This window comes from Saccharomonospora amisosensis, from assembly GCF_011761185.1.
Lineage (GTDB): Bacteria > Actinomycetota > Actinomycetes > Mycobacteriales > Pseudonocardiaceae > Saccharomonospora_A > Saccharomonospora_A amisosensis.
The window spans coordinates 443,901-462,245 of record NZ_JAAOYM010000002.1; the positions used below are offsets into that span (position 1 = coordinate 443,901).

Sequence of the window (18,345 nt, forward strand, 5' to 3'; positions counted from 1 at the left end):
GATTACAACCGGCAGGGGAGCTGACAACGCGTCACCAAAGTGTCCGGTGTGGCCTGCGTCAATGCTGTCACCAGCGACTTTGTGCCTGCGTTCACAAATGGCTACCGTATTGCGCAGTACAGGCGGGCATCGAACACCCTCCCGCCCGGTTGGTCAAGGGTTGATTCTTACTCGGCGACAGGAGAGCCAGCGTGGTGGCACAGCGGGGCCGGCGAAACGGGGCTGTGCCCTCGCCCAAGCCCTCGCCCAAGCCCTCGCCCAAGCCCAAGCGGAGGCCGGGGATGCCGGACGCCGACAACGCGCCCACCGCGGAACTGCCCGCCGTCACGGACAACGGCACGGACAACGGCACCGACCCCGAGGTCAGGGCCAAGTCCATCCCCGAGGCCGCGGTCGCAAGGCTGGCCGTGTACCTGCGGGTGCTGTGCGCGATGGCCGAGCAAGGCGCCACCACGGTGTCGAGTGAGGAACTCTCCGCCGCGGCGGGGGTGAACTCGGCGAAGCTGCGCAAGGACCTGTCCTACATCGGCTCTTACGGCACCAGGGGTGTCGGCTACGAGGTCGAGGTTCTCGTCGGGCAGATCGAGCGCATCCTGGGTCTCACCCGCAAGCACAAGGTCGCGGTGGTCGGCATCGGCAACCTCGGCCACGCCCTCGCGAACTATGGTGGATTCCCAGGACGGGGTTTCCCTGTCGAGGCGCTGTTCGACATCGACCCCGACCTCGCCGGAGTGCCAGTTGGCGGCATCCCCGTCTCGCACCTGGAGGACATCCCCCGGGTGTGCGCGGAGCGCCAGATCTCCATCGGCGTGATCGCCACACCGCCCGCGGCCGCGCAGACGGTGTGCGATCGCCTCGTCGCGGGCGGGGTCGGCAGCATCCTGAACTTCGCCCCCGTGGTACTCCAAGTCCCCGAACATGTCGAGGTGCGGAAGGTCGACCTGGCTGTGGAACTGCAGATCCTGTCTTTCCATGTGGCGCGCAAGGCGGACGGCGAGGCCGGCAGCCAGGTCATCGGTGACGTGGTGGTGTCGTCATGAGCGTATTGGCGATCGGACTGTCGCACCGCACGGCTGACCTTGCCACGCTGGAGCGGGCGGCCGTGCCCGCCTCCGAGGTGGTCAAGGTGCTGCACGAGTTGCAGCAGACCGAACACGTTTCCGAGGTCATGCTGCTCTCGACGTGCAACCGCATCGAGGTATACGCCGTGGTGGAGACGTTCCACGGCGGTCTCGCCGACGTGTCCGAGGTGCTGGCCCGCCAGGCCGGAGTCGAGGCGGCGCAGCTGTACGACCACTTCTACGTGCACTACGCGGGAGCCGCCGTGGAGCACGTGTTCTCGGTGGCGGCGGGCCTCGATTCGATGGTGGTCGGTGAAACCCAGATCCTCGGTCAGGTCCGCAATGCCTACGCCACTGCACGGGAGGCCGGCACGGTCGGACGCACCATGCACGAGCTGATCCAGACGACGCTGCGGGTCGGCAAGCGGGTACACGCCGAGACGGGTCTGGACGCGCTGGGTGCCTCCGTGGTGTCGGAGGCGCTGGCGGCCGCCGGTGAGCTGGTGGGCAAGCGGGCGCTGATCGTCGGCGCGGGTTCGATGGGCGCGCTCGCGGCCTCGCGGCTGCGCAAGGCGGGCATCGGTGAACTCGCCGTCGCCAACCGCACGCTGTCCAACGCCTCCCGACTGGCCGATTCGGTGGCTGAGCAGGGCATCAGCGCGCGTGCGGTTTCGATGGCCGAGCTGGACGCCGCCGTCGATTGGGCGGACGTCGTGGTGTCGTGCACCGGCGCCAAGGGTGCCGTGCTCGCCGCTGAGCACGTCGGTCCGCGCGAGGACTCGCCACTGGTCGTCTGCGACCTCGGGCTGCCGAGGGACGTCGAGCCGGAGGTCGCAGAGCTGCCCGGGGTGCAGGTGGTCGACCTGGAGACGGTGCGTGCGCGGATGCGCCGGACCGGCTCGGCGACGACGGACAGGCAACTCGCGCTCGCCTCCGGGATCGTGCTGGACGAGGTACGCGCCTACCTCGCCAGCCAGCGCAGCTCCACCGTCACACCCACCGTTACCGCACTGCGCAAGCGGGCGGCGGAGGTGGTGGACGCCGAGCTGCTGCGGCTGGACCGGCGCCTGCCCAAACTCGACGCCGAGGTCAGGGAGGAGCTTTCCCGCACGGTCCGCAGGGTCGTCGACAAGCTCCTGCACACCCCCACCGTGCGTGTCAAACAACTGGCCGCCGAGACGGCTGACACCGACTACGCGAGTGCGCTTCGTGAGTTGTTCGGGCTCGACCCGCAGCTGCCGAACGTGGTGTCCAACCCGTCGGTGACCACCAAGCACGACCAGATCGACGGTGACGCACGTGGCTGACAGCACCATCCGGATCGGCACGAGGGGCAGCAAACTCGCTCTCGCGCAGACCGGCACGATCGCCAAGCGGCTGGAGGAAGCCGGGCACGACGTCGAGATCGTCACGGTCTCCACGCCCGGCGACCGGTCCAGCGCGCCGATCGCCGAGATCGGTGTCGGAGTGTTCACCTCCGCGCTGCGGGACGCGCTGCTGAACAAGCAGGTCGACGTGGCAGTGCACTCCTACAAGGACCTGCCGACGGCGGCGGAACCCGACCTCTCGCTGGCCGCGGTGCCGCCGAGGGAGGACCCCAGGGACGCGCTCGTCGCGCGGGACGGGCTGACGCTCGGTGAACTTCCGCCGGGCTCCGTCGTCGGTACCGGGTCGCCGCGACGGATGGCGCAGCTTCGTGCGCTCGGCCTCGGCCTCGAGGTGGTGCCTATCAGGGGCAACATCGACACCCGCGTCGGCAAGGTCACCTCGGGTGAACTGGACGCTGTCGTGCTGGCCCGCGCGGGCCTGGCCAGGGTGGGCAGGCTGGATGTGGTCACCGAGACCCTGGACCCCATCCAGGTTCTGCCCGCACCCGCGCAGGGTGCGCTCGCAGTGGAGACCCGCGTCGACGACGTGGACACTGAGCACCTGATTCACTCCCTTGTGGACGATGAGCCGACAAGGGCCTCGGCGGCCGCCGAGCGGGCCATGCTCGCCGCTCTCGAGGCGGGCTGCAGCGCGCCGGTGGGCGCGCTGGCCGAGGTGGTGGAGGACCTCGACGGCGAGGGGGCGGTCATCGAACGTCTCTCGCTGCGCGGGATCGCCGCCGTCGATGTCGACGGCGACGCGGTCCGAATCCTTCGCGCGTCGGCCATCGCCGAGAAACACGAGGCGGAGCAACTGGGCCGGGCGCTGGCCGCCGAGTTGCTCGACCTCGGTGCCGGGGCACTGTCTCATTGAACGTCTCACTGAGCATTTCACTGAGCGTTCCACTGAACACCGCCCCACCGAACATCGAACGAAAGACCGCAACCGCTCGGCGGTTCGTGAGAACCGCCGAATACGAGGAGAGACGACGTAGATGACCACCCGCGCACGCAAGACAACGGGGCGTGTCGCCTTCGTGGGCTCGGGGCCCGGCGACGCCGGACTGCTGACGGTCCGCGCTCAGGAACTGCTCGCGAAGGCGGAACTGGTGGTGACAGATCCGGACGTGCCCGCAGGGGCGCTCGCCTACGCGGGCGCGGACGCCGAAGTCCGGCCTGCTGTAGGGGAGCCGGGCGATGTCGCCAAGGACCTGGCCTCCGAGGCCAAGGCGGGCAGGCTCGTGCTGCGGCTGGTCTCCGGTGACCCACTCACGCAGCCTGCCGTGGTCGCCGAGGTGCAGGCGGTCTCGCGCACCAGCGCCGTGTTCGACATCGTGCCCGGAGTCTCGCCGGGCACCGCGGTGCCCGCGTACGCCGGTGTCGCGCTGGGCGGGGCGCACACCGAGGTGGACGTCCGTTCCGAGGTCGACTGGGCCGGTCTCGCGGCCACACCGGGCACGATCGTGTTGCACGCGACGTCCAGCCACCTCGCGGAGGCGGCCTCGGCGTTGATGGAGCACGGCCTCGCGCCGCAGACGCCGGTGGCGGTCACCTGCAACGGGACGAGCAACACCCAGCGCACCGTGGACTCGACGCTGGCCTCGCTCGCCGCCGACGCGGGTGAACTCGTCGGCCCGCTGGTGGTGAGCATCGGTGCGGCCGTCGGCAACAGGCAGAAGCTGTCCTGGTGGGAGTCGCGCGCGCTGTACGGCTGGAAGGTGCTCGTACCGCGCACCAAGGAGCAGGCAGGCGACATGGCAGAGCGGCTGCGCAGCCACGGTGCCACGTCGCACGAGGTGCCGACCATCTCGGTGGAACCGCCCCGCAGCCCGGCGCAGATGGAGCGCGCCGTGAAGGGGCTGGTCGACGGCCGCTACCAGTGGATCGTGTTCACCTCCACCAACGCGGTGCGAGCGGTGTGGGAGAAGTTCGCCGAGTTCGGGCTCGACGCGCGGGCCTTCTCCGGTGTGAAGATCGCCTGCGTCGGGGAGTCGACGGCGGAGAAGGTGCGCTCCTTCGGCATCATCCCGGAACTGGTCCCCTCCGGTGAGCAGTCCAGCGAGGGCCTGCTCGCGGAGTTCCCGCCCTACGACGACGTGCTTGACCCGGTGGACCGCGTGTTACTGCCGAGGGCCGACATCGCCACCGAGACGCTGTCGGCCGGACTTCGCGACCGGGGCTGGGAGATCGACGACGTCACCGCCTACCGCACGGTGCGTGCGGCGCCGCCACCGGCGGAGACCCGAGAGATGATCAAGACAGGCGGCTTCGACGCCGTGTGCTTCACCTCTTCCTCGACGGTGCGCAACCTGGTTGGTATCGCGGGCAAGCCGCACGCGCGCACGCTGGTTGCCTGCATCGGACCGAAGACGGCGGAGACCGCGACGGAGTTCGGGTTGCGGGTCGACGTGCGGCCGGAGAAGCCCAACGTCGTGATGCTGGTGGACGCGCTCGCCGAGCACGCCGCGAAGCTTCGTGCCGAGGGTGCACTGCCGCCGCCTCGCAAGGCCAAGCGCGCTCGCCGCTCCTGATTCCTGACGACGGGCGCGGGCGCGCGGCCGGGCTCAGCAGAGCAACGCCAGGGCGCCCGCGCTACAGGCCGCACCAGTTGAGGCAGAGCCGCTCCAGTATCGCCACGGACTCGGCGAGTTTGCGGATCGATACCCACTCGTCGGTCACGTGTGCCTGCTCCGGCTCACCTGGACCGCAGATCACGGTCGGCACCGAACCGAGTGCTGGGGTCAGCACGGAGGCGTCGGTGAAGTAGGTGGCGGCACGCGGCCCGGTGTGCTTACCGTCGCCGCCCGTCACTTCCCGCACCACCTCGGCCGCCGACGCGGCCCATTCGTCGTCGGCGTCGGTCCACACCGCGGGCAGGTCGACCATCGGCCGCAGCCGAACCTGCGGGCCGAGGCGCTCGCCGAGGCTCGCGAGCACCTCGGCGTGGTCCTGGCCTGCCACGGTGCGTACGTCGACGGTCGCCTCGGCGGCATCGGGAACCGAGTTGGTGTTGAGGCCGCCGTGGAAGGTGCCAACGTTCAGGGTCGGCGCTCCCAGCACGGGGTGTGCAGGGACGTCGAATGAGTGATCCCGCAGCCTGGTCACGGCTTCGGCAAGCTTGTAGACGGCGTTGTCGCCGAGGTGCGGCATGGAGCCGTGCGCGGTGACGCCGCTCGCCTGGGCGGAGAGCCACAACGCCCCCTTGTGCCCGTGCAGCAGCGCGTTCCCGGTCGGCTCGGTGATCACCAGCGGGCCGCTTGGTTCGCCGCGCAGCCGCTGCACGGCGTGCCGCGCGCCCTGCGAGCCGGTCTCCTCCGCGGAGGTGAGCACCAGCCGAAGGCCTGCTCGTTTCGGTCGGGTGGCACCGAGTTTGCTGGCCGCGGCGACGATCGCAGCGACACCGCCCTTCATGTCGGCGGTGCCACGCCCGTACAACCGGTCACCGTCCGGCTCGGCGTTGAAGGGGTCGTGCCGCCATCGCGCGATGCCGAGTGGCACCGTGTCGACGTGTCCGGAAAGGCACAACGGCGGTTGGTCCAGACCGGTGTGCCACTGCGCCACGAGAGTGCCCCGGCCCGGTTCGTGCTCCTCGATGTCCACTGTGAAGCCCGCCTGCTCAAGCAGTGGGGCCACAACGGCCAGCGCCCGGCTCTCGTCGTGTCCGATCGTGTCGATCGAGACCAGGTCCCTTGTCAGCCGCACTACATCGACGCTCATTCGACAGCCGCCTTGGTGTGAGGATTGCCGTACCAGCAGCCTAGGCGTGATCGCCAGGTCGTGGGGACCGCGGTTTCGGGGGAAGGGCTGTTGGCAGCCGCGCGCGGGAGTACGGTGGTAGGGGTGTTCCCTGAGCATCGTCCCCGCCGGTTGCGTGGCACCGCCGCGATTCGTCGTCTGGTCAGCGAGACCACGCTGCGCCCGCGCCAGTTGATCCTGCCGATGTTCGTGGCCGAGGGCGCCGATGCGCCGAAACCGATCGCCAGCATGCCCGGCGTCGTGCAGCACAGCCGCGATTCGCTGCGCAAGGCCGCCGTGGAAGCGGTGCGTGCCGGCGTCGGTGGGTTGATGCTGTTCGGGGTGCCGAGGACGCACGACGCCGTCGGTTCCGGCGCCACCGACCCCGACGGCGTTCTCAACGTCGCGCTGCGCGACCTGCGTGCCGAACTGGGCGACGACACCGTGCTGATGGCCGACACCTGCCTGGACGAGTTCACCGACCACGGTCACTGCGGTTTACTCGACTCCCGTGGCGGGGTGGACAACGACGCCACGTTGGAACGCTACGCCGAGATGGCGGTGGCGCAGGCGGAGGCGGGCGCGCACGTGCTCGGCCCGAGCGGGATGATGGACGGTCAGGTCGGAGCCATCCGCAGGGCGCTGGACGGCGCGGGCTATGCCGATACCGGCATTCTCGCCTACTCGGCCAAGTACGCCAGCGCCTTCTACGGCCCGTTCCGGGAGGCCGTCGACAGCCAGCTCAAAGGTGACCGCAAGACGTATCAGCAGGACCCCGGCAACGCCCGCGAGGCGCTGCGCGAGATCGAGTTGGACATCGCGGAGGGCGCCGACATGGTGATGGTCAAGCCCGCGCTGTCCTATCTGGACGTGGTCAGCGCGGCGGCGCAAGCATCGCCCGTTCCGGTGGCCGCGTACAACATTTCGGGGGAGTACGCGATGGTGGAGGCAGCTGCGGCCAACGGCTGGGTCGACCGCGAGCGCACGGTGTTGGAGGTGCTGACCTCGATCAGGAGGGCCGGAGCCGACCTGATTCTCACGTACTGGGCCGCTGAAGCGACGGCCTGGCTGGACTAGAGTCGCCTGCCGTGACTGACTCAGACGAATCGGATGACCAGCGGCGCTCGCGGGGGCTGCCGCCCGCACCGCGCCCTCCCGGTGAGGAGCGCGAGCCTGTCGCCCCGCCGACTCCGGTGAAGATCTCCTTCGTGCTGTGGTTGCTCTCCGGTGCGGTGCTCGTCGCTGGGTTCGGCTACACGCTCACGGCCAAGGAAGAGATCATCGAAGCGATCCTCGCCGTGAACAACGACCCCAACATCAGCGAGGAGCAGATCCGCTCGGGTGCGACGACGCTGTTGTGGACGTTGTTCGTCGGTGCGCTGGTGTTCGCGATCCTGTTCGCGTTATTCGCCTACAAGGCCAGGGAGGGCACCCGCTCGGCGCGCACCATCCTGACGGTGCTCGCGGCCATCGTGCTGATCTTCCAACTGGTGCTGTTCTCGAACCTGATCACGCTCGCCGCCGCTTTCCTGGCGATCGTGGCCGTGGTGCTGATGTACCTGCCCACGGTCGCCGACTACTTCCCCAAGGTGCCCAAGTCGCTGCCCCGATCGTGACCGAGCCGCTGTATCTGGAGCGAGGCGTGGGCTACGGGCCGTTGCTGTGGGGGCCCGCGTTCGCCGTGGTGGGCTCGCTCGTCGAGTTGCTGGTGGGCGATCGCCCGCACTGGTTCATGTGGGTGCTCGTCGCCTTCGGGCTGCTGGTGCTGACGTCGGTGTGGGTTTACGCGCGCAGGCGATTCCTCACCGTGCGGGTGACCGGCGAGGAGCTGTGGCAGGGGCAGCAGCGGCAGCCGATCGCCGACATCGCCGACATCCCCGATGCCACCGACAACACCGACGTGGGCACGCTTACGGGCGCCAGGGTGCTGGGTGGCGGTTGGAGCGCGCCGCACAAGTACCAGGAGGTGCCGCTGCGGCTCGCTGACGGCTCCGTTGTGGTGGCGTGGGCCCGCGACGCCGAGGCGCTGCGTACCGCGCTACGCACGGCCATGAGACACTGCGACACGTGAGCGAACTCGCCGACCCCATGCCCGCGGAGTCGCCGGGTGAGCGGTTGCACGAGCCGAGGCGGTTGCTCGTCGCGGTGGCAGAACTGCTCGGAGCCGGGCTGGCGGTGTGGGGCGCGCTGGCCTGCTGGTCGGCGGCGATCGGCACGCTGACGGTCCGGCTGGACGACGGGACGGTGCTGGTTTCGCGCACCTACGAGGGGAACCTGGTCGGCCTCACCGTGACGCTCACCACGGTGGCGGCCTTGCTGGTCGTCGACGCGGCGCGGCAGTCGGTGCTTGGGCTGCGCCCGAAGCGGCGGCAGCCCACTCGGTCGTTGCCCGAGGAAGACCGCTGAACCGGCTTTGCGAGACTGGCAGCTGTGACAGGAGCAGTCGAGCAGTCCAGGTCCTGGTTCGAACGGGCCGCCGCAGCCACGCCCGGCGGCGTCAACTCCCCGGTGCGGGCGTTCGCGGCGGTGGGCGGCACACCCCGCTTCATGGTGCGGGGGCAGGGTCCCCACCTGTGGGACGTCGACGGCAACCGGTATGTCGATCTGGTGTCTTCGTGGGGTCCGATGATCCTGGGGCACGCACACCCGGAGGTGGTGCGGGCGACCAAGGAGGCGGCGGCGAACGGGCTGTCGTTCGGCACCCCGACGATCGGTGAGGTGGAGCTGGCCGAGGAGATCATCCGGCGGGTGCAGCCGGTCGAACAGGTGCGCCTGGTCAACTCCGGTACCGAGGCGACCATGAGCGCCATCCGGCTGGCGCGCGCGTTCACCGGCCGTAGCAAGATCATCAAGTTCGCGGGCTGTTACCACGGCCACGTGGACGCGCTACTCGCGCAGGCGGGCTCGGGGGTCGCCACGTTGGGCCTTCCCACCTCCCCCGGCGTCACCGGGGCACAGGCCGCCGACACGATCGTGCTTCCCTACAACGACATCGAGGCTGTCCGTAAGTCCCTTTCGGACAACCCGGACTCGGTGGCCGCAGTGATCACCGAAGCCGCCGCTGGCAACATGGGAGCCGTCGCGCCGCGCGAGGACTTCAACGCCCGGCTACGCGAGCTGGCGCACGCCCACGGCGCGCTGCTGATCATGGACGAGGTGATGACCGGCTTCCGGGTCTCGGCGAGCGGCTGGTACGGGGTCGACGGCGTCGCGGGCGACCTCTACACCTTCGGCAAGGTGATGTCGGGCGGGCTGCCTGCCGCCGCCTTCGGCGGGCGGGCCGAGGTGATGGCTCGGCTCGCGCCAAGCGGGCCGGTGTACCAGGCGGGCACCCTGTCGGGGAACCCCGTCGCGGTCGCCGCGGGGTTGACGACGCTTCGGCTCGCCGACGAGGGCGTGTACCGCGCGTTGAACGCCAACGCGGAGCGGCTGGGAACCCTGCTCGGGCAGGCGCTGACGGCCGAGGGCGTCGAACACACCGTGGCATTCGCTGGCAACCTGGTCAGCGTGTTCTTCACCGACCGGCCGGTGCGCGACTACGCCGACGCCTCCGCATCGCAGACCTGGCGCTTCAAACCGTTCTTCCACGCGCTGCTCGAACGCGGCGTCTACCCGCCGCCGAGCGCGTTCGAGGCGTGGTTCGTCAACGCGGCCATGGACGACGCGGCGTTCGAGACGATCGAGACGGCGTTGCCCGCCGCGGCGCGAGCGGCGGCAGCCGCGGAGCGACCATGACAACGATCGTGCACCTGCTGCGGCACGGTGAGGTGAAAAACCCCGACGGCGTGCTGTACGGGCGGATGCCGGGCTTTCGGCTTTCGCAACTCGGGCGCAGGCAGGCGTTGACGGTGGCGGAATTGCTGGCCGGTCACGCGGTCGTGCATGTGGTCGCATCGCCGTTGGAGCGGGCCAACGAGACGGCAGCACCGATCGCATCGGCACACCGGCTCGACGTCAACACCGACGAGCGGCTGATCGAGGCCGAGAACCTGTTCGAAGGGCTGCGGGTCAGTGTCGGTGACGGCGCGCTTCGCTCGCCGAGGCACTGGGCGAAACTGCGCAACCCCTTGCGACCGTCCTGGGGCGAGCCCTACCTGCACATCGCCCGCCGCATGCTCGCCGCCGTGTCCCGCGCCCGCGCCGCCGCCGACGGCCACGAGGCGGTGTGCGTCTCCCACCAGTTGCCCATCTGGACACTGCGCAGGTTTCTCGAAGGCAAGCGGTTGTGGCACGACCCCAGGCGCAGGCAGTGCTCGCTGGCATCGCTGACCAGCCTGGTGTTCGATGCCGAGCAACTGGTGGACATCGTCTACAGCGAGCCTGCGGGAACAACGGACCCGGCGGTGACCGGAGCATGAGAAAGCTCGCCGCACTGGCCGCCGTGCTGCTGCTCACACTGGTGACCGCCTGCTCGACCGGCGAGGACGCCGTGTCAAGGGGCAGCAGCTTCACCTTCGTCTCACCGGGTGGCAAGACCGACATCTACTACGAGGGTGCTGACCGGCAGCCGCTGCCCGAGGTCGAGGGCGAGGACCTGTTCGACGAGAACAAGCGCATCGCGGTCTCCGACTTCAAGGGCAAGGTCGTCGTCATCAACATTTGGGGCCAGTGGTGCGGGCCGTGTCGCACCGAGGCTCCCGAACTGCAGAAGGTCTACGAGCAGACCAAGCACCTTGGCGTCCAGGTGCTCGGCATCGATGTCCGTGACTACGACCGCTCAGCGCCGCGGGACTTCATGCGTGACCGTGGGCTGACCTACCCCTCGATCTACGACCCGCCCGGCCGCTCGCTGCTGAAGCTGACCGGTTACCCGCGAAACGTGGTGCCCTCCACGATCGTCGTGGACAGCAGGCAGCGGGTGGCGGCGGTGTTCCTGCGCGACCTGCTCGCCCCCGACATCCTCCCGCTCGTGCGGCGGCTTGCCCAGGAAGGCGGTTCGTGACCTGCCGCGACGCCGGGCGGTGGGCTTCACAGAAATCGTATTCCTTACGCTGAGGTCCGTGGACACGGTGACCCAGCTGGCGACCTCCGGCCCGCTGCTGCTCGCCGCCGGGCTCGCCATGCTCGCGGGCGCGGTGTCGTTCGCGTCGCCGTGTGTCGTCCCACTCGTTCCTGGCTACCTGGCCTACCTCGCCGCGCTCGTCGGCGCGGACGCCCCCGCCGTCTCCACCGCCGAGGCGCCCAAGCAGCGCAGGTTCGCGGTCGTCGGTGCGGCCGGGCTGTTCGTACTCGGCTTCACCGTGGTGTTCACCGCGGGGGTCGGCAGTCTCGTCTGGCTGGCAGATGCGTTGCTTGTCAACCAGGAAACGCTGCAACGTGTCGGCGGTGTGCTCACGATCGCGATGGCTCTGGTGTTCCTCGGCCTCATCCCTGGCCTGCAGCGCGACGTGCGCGTCCACCACGTGCCGAGGGCGGGACTGTGGGGAGCGCCGGTACTCGGAGCGGTTTTCGGCCTCGGCTGGACGCCGTGTATCGGACCGACGCTGTCCGGCGTGCTGGCCATCGCCAGCGCAAGCGGCGACGCGGGCGCGCGTGGCTTCCTGCTCGTGCTGGTGTACTGCGTCGGGCTCGGCCTGCCGTTCCTGCTGATCGCGGCAGGAGCCCGGTGGGCGGTGGGGGCCACCGACTGGCTGCGCCGCAACGGGCGCAAGGTGCAGGTGTTCGGCGGCGCGTTGCTGCTGGTGGTGGGCATCCTGCTGGTGACAGGCCTTTGGGCGGAACTGGTCGGTTGGATGCGGGACGCGTTCATCACCGACACGAGGCTGCCGATATGACCGGCACGCTGACGCCCGAACACAAGCACTACCGCCACACCAGGGCCCGCGCGGCGCTGGCTTTCGTGCGCAACACCTGGCGCGGCCTCACCTCCATGCGTACCGCGCTGGTGCTGCTGTTCCTGCTCGCGCTCGCCGCGATGCCGGGTGCGCTGCTGCCGCAGCGCAACCTCAACGCGCCGAAAACGGATGCCTACATCGCCGAGCACGGCTGGTGGGGAACCCTGCTCGACCGGCTCGGATTCTTCGACGTCTACGCGAGCGTGTGGTTCTCGGCCATCTACCTGCTGCTGATGATCTCGCTCGTCGGCTGCCTGCTGCCACGCAGCCTGGAGTACTACCGCGCGATGCGCACCGAGCCGGTACTGACGCCGCGCAACCTCGGCAGGCTGCCCCACCACGCGAAGGCGGAGGTGCAGGGCGAGGTCGGTGACGTCGTCGCGGCGGCGAGGAAGCGGCTGCGTGGCTGGCGGCTGGTGGAGCGCGAGGAAAGCGGCGGCGTGCGCACCGTCAGCGCGGAGCGCGGCTACCTGCGCGAAGCGGGCAACCTGGTGTTCCACTTCGGCATGCTTGGCCTGATCATCGCCTTCGCCCTCGGCAAGATGTACTCCTACGAGGGTCAGGTGATCGTCCAGGCCGACGGCCAGCAGTTCTGCAACTCGGGCATCTTCGCCTACGACTCGTTCAACCCGGGCCTTCGGGTGGACGGCACCGAGCTGACACCGTTCTGCGTGCGTGTGAACGACTTCAAGCCCACCTTCACCGAGGCAGGACAGCCGGTGAGCTACGACGCCGACATCGAGTACCAGGCAGGCGCGGACCTGGAGTCGGGGACGTGGCGGCCTTACCACCTACAGGTCAACGAGCCACTTCGCACCGAGGGCGACCGGGTCTACCTGTTGGGACACGGCTTCGCGCCGACGTTCACCGTCACCTATCCGGACGGAGAGTCCCGCACGCACACGATCCAGTGGCGGCCCGTCGACCAGGCGACGCTGCTGTCGGAGGGGGCGACCAAGTTCGACCCGCCCGGTGTCACGGACCCGAGGCAGCGCCGCGAGCAGCAGTTGGCCGTGACCGGGCTGTTCGCGCCGACCGCCGCGTTGCAGGGCTCGCTGCTGACGTCGGCGGGTCCGGAGCTGACCGATCCCGCGGTCGCCGTGGACGTCATGCGGGGCGACCTCGGTGTCGACTCCGGCAGGGGCCAGTCCATCTTCGAGATCGATCAATCCATGGTGGACAGCGGCAGGCTCGAGCGGGTCGCGAGGGAGAACCTGAAGGTAGGCGAGCGGATCACTCTCGACGACGGCACGACGGTGAGCTTCGACGGTGTGCGCAGGTGGGTGTCGTTGCAGGTGTCGCACGACCCGACCCAGGGCTGGGTGCTGGGTTTCGCGGTGGCGATGTTCCTCGGACTCGGGTTGTCGCTGTTCCTCAAGCGGCGCAGGCTGTGGGTCCGGGCCACCCCCGTGGCGGGGCCAGCTGATCTCCGACATACTGTAGTAGAAATTGGCGGGCTTGCCCGTACCGACCAGGCCGGGTATGGCGAGGAGTTCACCACGATCGCCCGTGATCTCCTGCGCCGCGGTCCTCGCGACAGAAAGGCACGCTGATGCCGGTGAACGAGGCGTTGTCGCAGTACAGCGACTGGTCGTACACCACGGCCGTCGCGGTGTACGTGCTGGCGATGGTGTTCTTCCTCATCGAGCAAGCTTTCGGGCGTAAGGGGCGCGGCGCCGCCGAACGCACTCGCACGCGGCAACTGGTTGGCGCCGCCGTCTCGCCAGGCGGGTCCTCGAAGGCTGCCGCGGACGATGCCTTCGAGGTGTTGCCGGACGAGCCGGAGCCGCCGCGCGGTCCCCGCAGCCGCGCCGAGCGGTTCGGCCGGATGGGCGTGGCGCTGACGGTGCTCGCCGTGCTGTTCCACCTCGCCGCACTGGTGCTGCGCGGGCTCGCGACCAGCCGCGTGCCCTGGGGCAACATGTATGAGTACATCATGGTGGTCTGCCTGATCGCCGTGGTCGCCTGGCTGGCCGTGCTGCGGAAGTCGCCGGTGCGGCACCTCTCGGCGTTCGTGCTGCTGCCCGTGGTGATCCTGATGTTCATCGGCGGCACGATGCTGTACGCGGTCGCCGCTCCGTTGCAGCCCGCGCTGCAGTCATACTGGCTGGTCATCCACGTCGCGGCCGCCGCGGCGTCCTCGGGTGTGTTCCTCATCCCCGGTGTGGCAAGCATGCTGTATCTGGTCAGGTCGAGGCATGAGAACAACCCGGCGAAGTTCGCGCGGTTCGGGCCGAGGCTGCCCTCGCTGGACGTGCTGGACCGCGTCGCCTACCGGACCACCGTGTTCGCCTTCCCCGTCTTCACATTCGGGGTGATCTGCGGGGCTGTCTGGGCCGAGGCCGCGTGGGGCCGGTTCTGGGGCTGGGACCCCAAGGAGATCGTCGCGTTCGTCGCGTGGGTGGTCTATGCCGCGTACCTGCACTCCCGCGCCACCGCGGGCTGGCGGGGCACCAGGGCGGCCACGATCAACGTGGTCGGGTTCGCAGTGACCGTCTTCAACCTGTTCTTCGTCAACCTCGTCACCGCGGGGCTTCACTCGTATGCCGGAGTGGGCTGACACTCGCCGTCAACTCCGGCTACGGTCGCACCTGGAAGCAGGGGGGAGAATCCCGCAACCATCGGAGGATTGCCGCGGTGACCGGACCCAACGAACAGCACGGGCAGGATCAGCCGCTCTTATCCGACGCCAGCACGGATTCCACGCCGCACCCGGCGGTGTCCGGGTCGCGGGAACGAACCGCGCGGCAGCCCTACCCGCACCAACCGGCCGATCCGAACCTGCCCCCGCTGTTGCCGCAGCAGGGGTCGGGGCCTGATCCGCACACCGGACCACTGCCCGCACAACCGCAACCGCAGCAGGGCGTACCGGGCCAGCAACCGCCGCCTCCGCTGCCGCACCCGCAGCAGCGAGGCAGGCACCCGTTCGTCAATGGTGCGGACCTCGCGAGTTCGCAGTTCGTTCGCCGGATGAAGCGCAGTCCCCAGTCCGGCTGGCGTAAGGCGCTTTACCTGGGTACGGGCAAGCTGATCAACCCAGGTGAGAGTCCTGCCGACCGCAAACGCCGGGAACTGATCTCACGGGTGAACCAGCCGCTTCGGGGTTGCTACAAGATCGCGATGCTCAGCCTGAAGGGCGGCGTGGGTAAGACCACCACCACGACCACGTTGGGGTCCACCTTCGCTTCGTTGCGAGGTGATCGGGTCGTCGCGGTGGACGCCAACCCCGACCGGGGAACGCTTTCGCAAAAGATTCCCATCGAGACCACCGCCACCGTGCGGCACCTGCTCAGGGATGCCGACCGCATCACCAGGTACAGCGACGTGCGCGCGTATACGTCACAGGGCGCCAGCAGGTTGGAGATCCTGGCCAGCGAGCAGGACCCCGCCGTGTCCGAGGCGTTCTCCGAAACCGACTACCGGCGCGTGGTGGCGCTGCTGGAACACTTCTACAACATCCTGCTGACCGACTGCGGTACCGGACTGATGCACTCGGCGATGAAGGGTGTGCTGGACTCGGCCGACTCGCTCGTTGTGGTCTCGTCCGGTTCGGTCGACGGTGCGCGCAGCGCGTCGGCGACGCTGGACTGGCTGGACGCGCACGGCTACGGCGACCTGGTCAGCCGGTCGGTGGCCGTCATCAACTCCGTGCGCCCGAAAGCGGGCTCGGTGGATCTGGACAAGTTGGCCGCGCACTTCGCCGCGAGGGTGCGCGAGGTCGTCCGGATACCGTTCGACCCTCACCTGGAGGAGGGCGCGGAAATCGAGTTGGAACGGCTGCAACCCGCGACGAGGCTCGCGCTGCTGGAACTCGCGGCCGCGGTCGCCGACGGATTCGCGGCCGACCGCGTGATCCGCTAGTCAGCCGGTGCCCTCTTCGTCCTGCTTCTTCTGCTGCTCGCTGAGCTTGCGCAGGAAGTCAGGATCGTCGTCGGGTGCGACGGGGGCCTGGCGCGAGGACACGCCGACGCGTTCGGCACCGAGTACTCGCCACAACAGGACAGCGATGGTGAGGGCGCCGATCGCCGCGAGCAGGTACAGCATGCTCGCTCCTTCCGGTGTGCCGCGCGTGACAACTGCTGCCACCGAGATTAGCCCGTTCACCGTTCATTCGGGCGAGGGGTGCCCGCACGGATTCGGGCACCCCTGCTTTCGGTGAACGGCTCAGGCGTGCCGCATATCGGTGGCGTCCGTGGTCAGTTCCGCCAGCAGCTGATTGACCTCGGATTCCCGAAACCGCCGGTGGCCGCCCGGTGTGCGGATCGAGCCGATACGCCCCGCTGTGGCCCAGCGTGTCACCGTCTTCGGGTCGACCCGGAACAGTGCGGCGACCTCACCCGGTGTCAGTAGCCGTCCTCCCGTGCTCGCGGTCACTTTCCGCCTCCTTCACGCCTTCAGTGCTAGACCGGAAGTGCGTCGTGCCCGGTACCTGAACATCGCAATCGTGGCACTTCACCCTTCGGGTACTCGAACGGTTGTCGGACAGTAAAGAGGTAGTAAGGGACAAAACGACCGCTTCGGACAGCGCTTCGGACACAGGGCCGCCGACGAGGCGGCCGGACGTGGCCACAGGCGGCGGCGTAGCCTCGTAGAACGTGAGCGAACGAGAAACCAGCACCCTCGCCCGCGACCTCGCGCTCTACATCTTCGCGAGGTTCGTCCTGGTGGCGGTGCTCGCGACGGTGCTCGTGCTCCTCGGCGTTCCGTTGCTGGTGGCGCTGACGGTGGGGCTTGTCGTGGGGCTGCCGGTGGGCATGCTCGTGTTGCGCTCCCTCAACGCGCGCGTCACCGCCGGGCTCGCCGCCCGCAACGAGCACAGGGCGAAACAACGAGCGCGGCTTCGCGCGCAGTTGCGCGGGGAAGAGCCAGCGGACAACGAAGGGTCGGCCAAGGGCTCGGTGGATTCGAGGGACTCCGGAGACACCGAGTGAGCCGCGCGTGGGTGCGCGAGGCCGTACGGCTTCTCGACGCCGACGCCAACCGCAGCGCCGACACGCACCTGCACGTGTTTCCGTTGCCACGGGAGTGGGGTATCGACCTCTACCTCAAGGACGAGTCCGTTCACCCAACCGGCTCGCTCAAGCATCGCCTCGCCCGCTCGCTACTGCTCTACGGGCTGGTCAACGGCAGGATCGGGCCCGCTACGGTGCTCGTCGAGGCGTCCAGCGGGTCGACAGCGGTCTCGGAGGCCTACTTCGCGAGAATGCTTGGGCTGGAGTTCGTCACCGTCGTGCCGCGCAAGACCAGCCAGCAAAAGATCGACCTGATCGAGTTCTACGGCGGGCGCTGCCACTTCGTCGACGTGCCGCCCGCGATGTACTCCGAGGCCGAGCGGCTGGCGGCCGAATGCGGCGGCCATTACCTCGACCAGTTCACCTACGCCGAGCGGGCCACCGACTGGAGGGGCAACAACAACATCGCCGAATCGGTGTTCGCGCAGCTACGGGACGAGCGGCACCCGGTCCCGGCGTGGATCGTGGTGGGCGCCGGAACCGGGGGCACCAGTGCCACCTTCGGTCGCTACGTGCGCTACCGGCGCCACCCGACCAGAATCGCCGTCGTGGACCCGGAGAACTCGGCCTACTTCGGCGCGTGGGAGACCGGGGTTCGCGACTACGAGACGGGCATGCCGTCGCGGATTGAGGGGATCGGTCGGCCGAGGGTCGAGCCGTCGTTCATTCCCGAGGTGATCGACGAGATGATCCGGGTGCCGGACGCGGCGTCGCTCGCGGCGATCCGTTTCCTTCGCGAACGCACCGGGCACTGGGCGGGCGGGTCCACGGGCACCAACCTCTGTGGTGCCTTCAGCCTGATCTCGCGGATGCTGCAACGGGGTGAGCGGGGCAGCGTGGTGACCTTGTTATGCGACAGCGGTGAGCGCTACACGCACACCTACTACGACGACGACTGGCTCGCCGAGCACGGCTTCGACCTGCGGGCGCAACTCGCCGCGATGGACGACTTCCTGCGCACTGGTAGTTATTCGCTCGGCTGACCAGCGGCTTTCAGCTCAGCGCGAGCGCACCTGCCGTGACCGATGACCAGACCAGCATGGCCAGCCCGGTGTCCCGCAGCACCGGGATCAACTCCATCCCGGTGCGTCCGGTCGCGACCACGCGCACCGGGGTGACTAGCAGCGCGGCAGCCAGCACCCCGGCGAGCGCGAGCGGATGGAACACGCCGAGCGCCACCGTCGCCACGAACGGTACGGACACCAGAGCAAGGTAAAGCCGACGCGTTCCCGCGTCGCCCAGCTTCACCGCGAGTGTGTGCTTGCCCGAACGAGTGTCGGTGGGGATGTCGCGCAGGTTGTTGGCCACCAGCACAGCCGTCGACAGCGATCCCACC

At 69.0% G+C, this 18,345-nt stretch carries 21 protein-coding genes; 17 read left to right on the top strand and 4 right to left on the bottom strand.

Translation table 11 applies throughout. The features are described from left to right. Positions 1–191 precede the first annotated feature (191 nt). The 4 genes from FHU38_RS25335 (at position 192) to FHU38_RS25350 (ending at position 4,959) form a co-directional block, all read left to right on the top strand. Positions 192–1,040, top strand: coding sequence for a redox-sensing transcriptional repressor Rex (locus FHU38_RS25335; protein WP_167177127.1), 849 nt, complete (start codon positions 192–194; stop codon positions 1,038–1,040). Beyond that, on the top strand, positions 1,037–2,368 hold the full coding sequence (locus tag FHU38_RS25340) for a glutamyl-tRNA reductase (protein ID WP_167177129.1): 1,332 nt from the start codon (positions 1,037–1,039) through the stop codon (positions 2,366–2,368). Before FHU38_RS25335 ends, FHU38_RS25340 begins: the two co-directional genes overlap by 4 nt. After that, the gene (gene hemC, locus FHU38_RS25345; protein WP_167177131.1) at positions 2,361–3,302 is read left to right on the top strand and encodes a hydroxymethylbilane synthase; all 942 of its coding nucleotides are present in this window, start codon (positions 2,361–2,363) and stop codon (positions 3,300–3,302) included. The genes FHU38_RS25340 and hemC overlap by 8 nt, the downstream gene beginning before the upstream one ends. A 121-nt stretch (positions 3,303–3,423) precedes the next feature. After that, complete coding sequence (locus tag FHU38_RS25350) at positions 3,424–4,959, top strand: bifunctional uroporphyrinogen-III C-methyltransferase/uroporphyrinogen-III synthase (RefSeq protein ID WP_167177133.1); 1,536 nt, start codon at positions 3,424–3,426, stop codon at positions 4,957–4,959. A 61-nt stretch (positions 4,960–5,020) separates the two neighbouring features. Here FHU38_RS25350 and FHU38_RS25355 read toward each other — a convergent pair whose 3' ends face one another. Then, positions 5,021–6,145, bottom strand: coding sequence for a M20 family metallopeptidase (locus FHU38_RS25355; RefSeq protein WP_167177135.1), 1,125 nt, complete (start codon positions 6,143–6,145; stop codon positions 5,021–5,023). A 123-nt stretch (positions 6,146–6,268) separates the two neighbouring features. Here FHU38_RS25355 and hemB point away from each other — a divergent pair, with 123 nt between their 5' ends. The 11 genes from hemB (at position 6,269) to FHU38_RS25410 (ending at position 15,858) form a co-directional block, all read left to right on the top strand. Beyond that, positions 6,269–7,240 (top strand): porphobilinogen synthase, encoded by a 972-nt coding sequence (gene hemB / locus FHU38_RS25360; RefSeq protein WP_167177137.1) that lies wholly within the window; start codon positions 6,269–6,271, stop codon positions 7,238–7,240. 11 nt (positions 7,241–7,251) lie between these two features. Next, positions 7,252–7,779 (top strand): hypothetical protein, encoded by a 528-nt coding sequence (locus FHU38_RS25365; protein ID WP_167177139.1) that lies wholly within the window; start codon positions 7,252–7,254, stop codon positions 7,777–7,779. Beyond that, complete coding sequence (locus FHU38_RS25370; RefSeq protein WP_167177141.1) at positions 7,776–8,234, top strand: hypothetical protein; 459 nt, start codon at positions 7,776–7,778, stop codon at positions 8,232–8,234. The genes FHU38_RS25365 and FHU38_RS25370 overlap by 4 nt, the downstream gene beginning before the upstream one ends. After that, positions 8,231–8,569 (top strand): hypothetical protein, encoded by a 339-nt coding sequence (locus tag FHU38_RS25375; protein WP_313886904.1) that lies wholly within the window; start codon positions 8,231–8,233, stop codon positions 8,567–8,569. The genes FHU38_RS25370 and FHU38_RS25375 overlap by 4 nt, the downstream gene beginning before the upstream one ends. Before the next feature lie 24 nt (positions 8,570–8,593). Further along, positions 8,594–9,898, top strand: a complete 1,305-nt coding sequence (hemL, locus tag FHU38_RS25380) for a glutamate-1-semialdehyde 2,1-aminomutase (RefSeq protein ID WP_167177144.1) — start codon at positions 8,594–8,596, stop codon at positions 9,896–9,898. Then, a complete protein-coding gene (locus FHU38_RS25385) occupies positions 9,895–10,521 on the top strand; it encodes a histidine phosphatase family protein (protein ID WP_167177146.1) in 627 nt (208 codons plus the stop codon). The genes hemL and FHU38_RS25385 overlap by 4 nt, the downstream gene beginning before the upstream one ends. Continuing rightward, on the top strand, positions 10,518–11,105 hold the full coding sequence (locus FHU38_RS25390; protein WP_167177148.1) for a TlpA family protein disulfide reductase: 588 nt from the start codon (positions 10,518–10,520) through the stop codon (positions 11,103–11,105). The genes FHU38_RS25385 and FHU38_RS25390 overlap by 4 nt, the downstream gene beginning before the upstream one ends. Positions 11,106–11,163: 58 nt before the next feature. Next, positions 11,164–11,937 (top strand): cytochrome c biogenesis CcdA family protein, encoded by a 774-nt coding sequence (locus FHU38_RS25395; RefSeq protein WP_167177150.1) that lies wholly within the window; start codon positions 11,164–11,166, stop codon positions 11,935–11,937. Then, positions 11,934–13,550: a cytochrome c biogenesis protein ResB gene (gene resB / locus FHU38_RS25400; protein ID WP_167177152.1), complete on the top strand. Its 1,617-nt coding sequence runs from the start codon at positions 11,934–11,936 to the stop codon at positions 13,548–13,550. Before FHU38_RS25395 ends, resB begins: the two co-directional genes overlap by 4 nt. After that, positions 13,550–14,557, top strand: coding sequence for a c-type cytochrome biogenesis protein CcsB (gene ccsB / locus FHU38_RS25405; protein ID WP_167177154.1), 1,008 nt, complete (start codon positions 13,550–13,552; stop codon positions 14,555–14,557). Before resB ends, ccsB begins: the two co-directional genes overlap by 1 nt. 77 nt (positions 14,558–14,634) lie before the next feature. Next, positions 14,635–15,858, top strand: coding sequence for a MinD/ParA family ATP-binding protein (locus FHU38_RS25410; RefSeq protein WP_167177156.1), 1,224 nt, complete (start codon positions 14,635–14,637; stop codon positions 15,856–15,858). On the opposite strand, the gene FHU38_RS25415 is transcribed toward FHU38_RS25410, so the two are convergent. Then, positions 15,859–16,041, bottom strand: a complete 183-nt coding sequence (locus FHU38_RS25415) for a hypothetical protein (protein ID WP_167177158.1) — start codon at positions 16,039–16,041, stop codon at positions 15,859–15,861. It abuts the gene before it with no gap. Positions 16,042–16,161: 120 nt separating this feature from the next. After that, positions 16,162–16,371, bottom strand: coding sequence for a BldC family transcriptional regulator (locus tag FHU38_RS25420; RefSeq protein WP_167177160.1), 210 nt, complete (start codon positions 16,369–16,371; stop codon positions 16,162–16,164). A gap of 221 nt (positions 16,372–16,592) precedes the next feature. On the opposite strand from FHU38_RS25420, the gene FHU38_RS25425 reads away from it, so the two are divergent. Together FHU38_RS25425 and FHU38_RS25430 are read left to right on the top strand one after the other, a co-directional pair. After that, positions 16,593–16,928: a DUF4229 domain-containing protein gene (locus tag FHU38_RS25425; RefSeq protein ID WP_167177162.1), complete on the top strand. Its 336-nt coding sequence runs from the start codon at positions 16,593–16,595 to the stop codon at positions 16,926–16,928. After that, a complete protein-coding gene (locus FHU38_RS25430; protein ID WP_167177164.1) occupies positions 16,925–17,992 on the top strand; it encodes a PLP-dependent cysteine synthase family protein in 1,068 nt (355 codons plus the stop codon). Before FHU38_RS25425 ends, FHU38_RS25430 begins: the two co-directional genes overlap by 4 nt. Positions 17,993–18,002: 10 nt before the next feature. Here FHU38_RS25430 and FHU38_RS25435 read toward each other — a convergent pair. Continuing rightward, a partial coding sequence (locus FHU38_RS25435; RefSeq protein WP_167177166.1) for a UbiA family prenyltransferase occupies positions 18,003–18,345 on the bottom strand: 343 nt, incomplete at its 5' end.

Coding starts and splice junctions, on each gene's coding strand:
- FHU38_RS25340 (WP_167177129.1), top strand. CDS start 1,037: ATGAGCGTATTGGCGATCGGACTGTCGCACCGCACGGCTGACCTTGCC.
- FHU38_RS25350 (WP_167177133.1), top strand. CDS start 3,424: ATGACCACCCGCGCACGCAAGACAACGGGGCGTGTCGCCTTCGTGGGC.
- FHU38_RS25355 (WP_167177135.1), bottom strand. CDS start 6,145: ATGAGCGTCGATGTAGTGCGGCTGACAAGGGACCTGGTCTCGATCGAC.
- FHU38_RS25385 (WP_167177146.1), top strand. CDS start 9,895: ATGACAACGATCGTGCACCTGCTGCGGCACGGTGAGGTGAAAAACCCC.
- FHU38_RS25390 (WP_167177148.1), top strand. CDS start 10,518: ATGAGAAAGCTCGCCGCACTGGCCGCCGTGCTGCTGCTCACACTGGTG.
- resB (WP_167177152.1), top strand. CDS start 11,934: ATGACCGGCACGCTGACGCCCGAACACAAGCACTACCGCCACACCAGG.
- ccsB (WP_167177154.1), top strand. CDS start 13,550: ATGCCGGTGAACGAGGCGTTGTCGCAGTACAGCGACTGGTCGTACACC.
- FHU38_RS25415 (WP_167177158.1), bottom strand. CDS start 16,041: ATGCTGTACCTGCTCGCGGCGATCGGCGCCCTCACCATCGCTGTCCTG.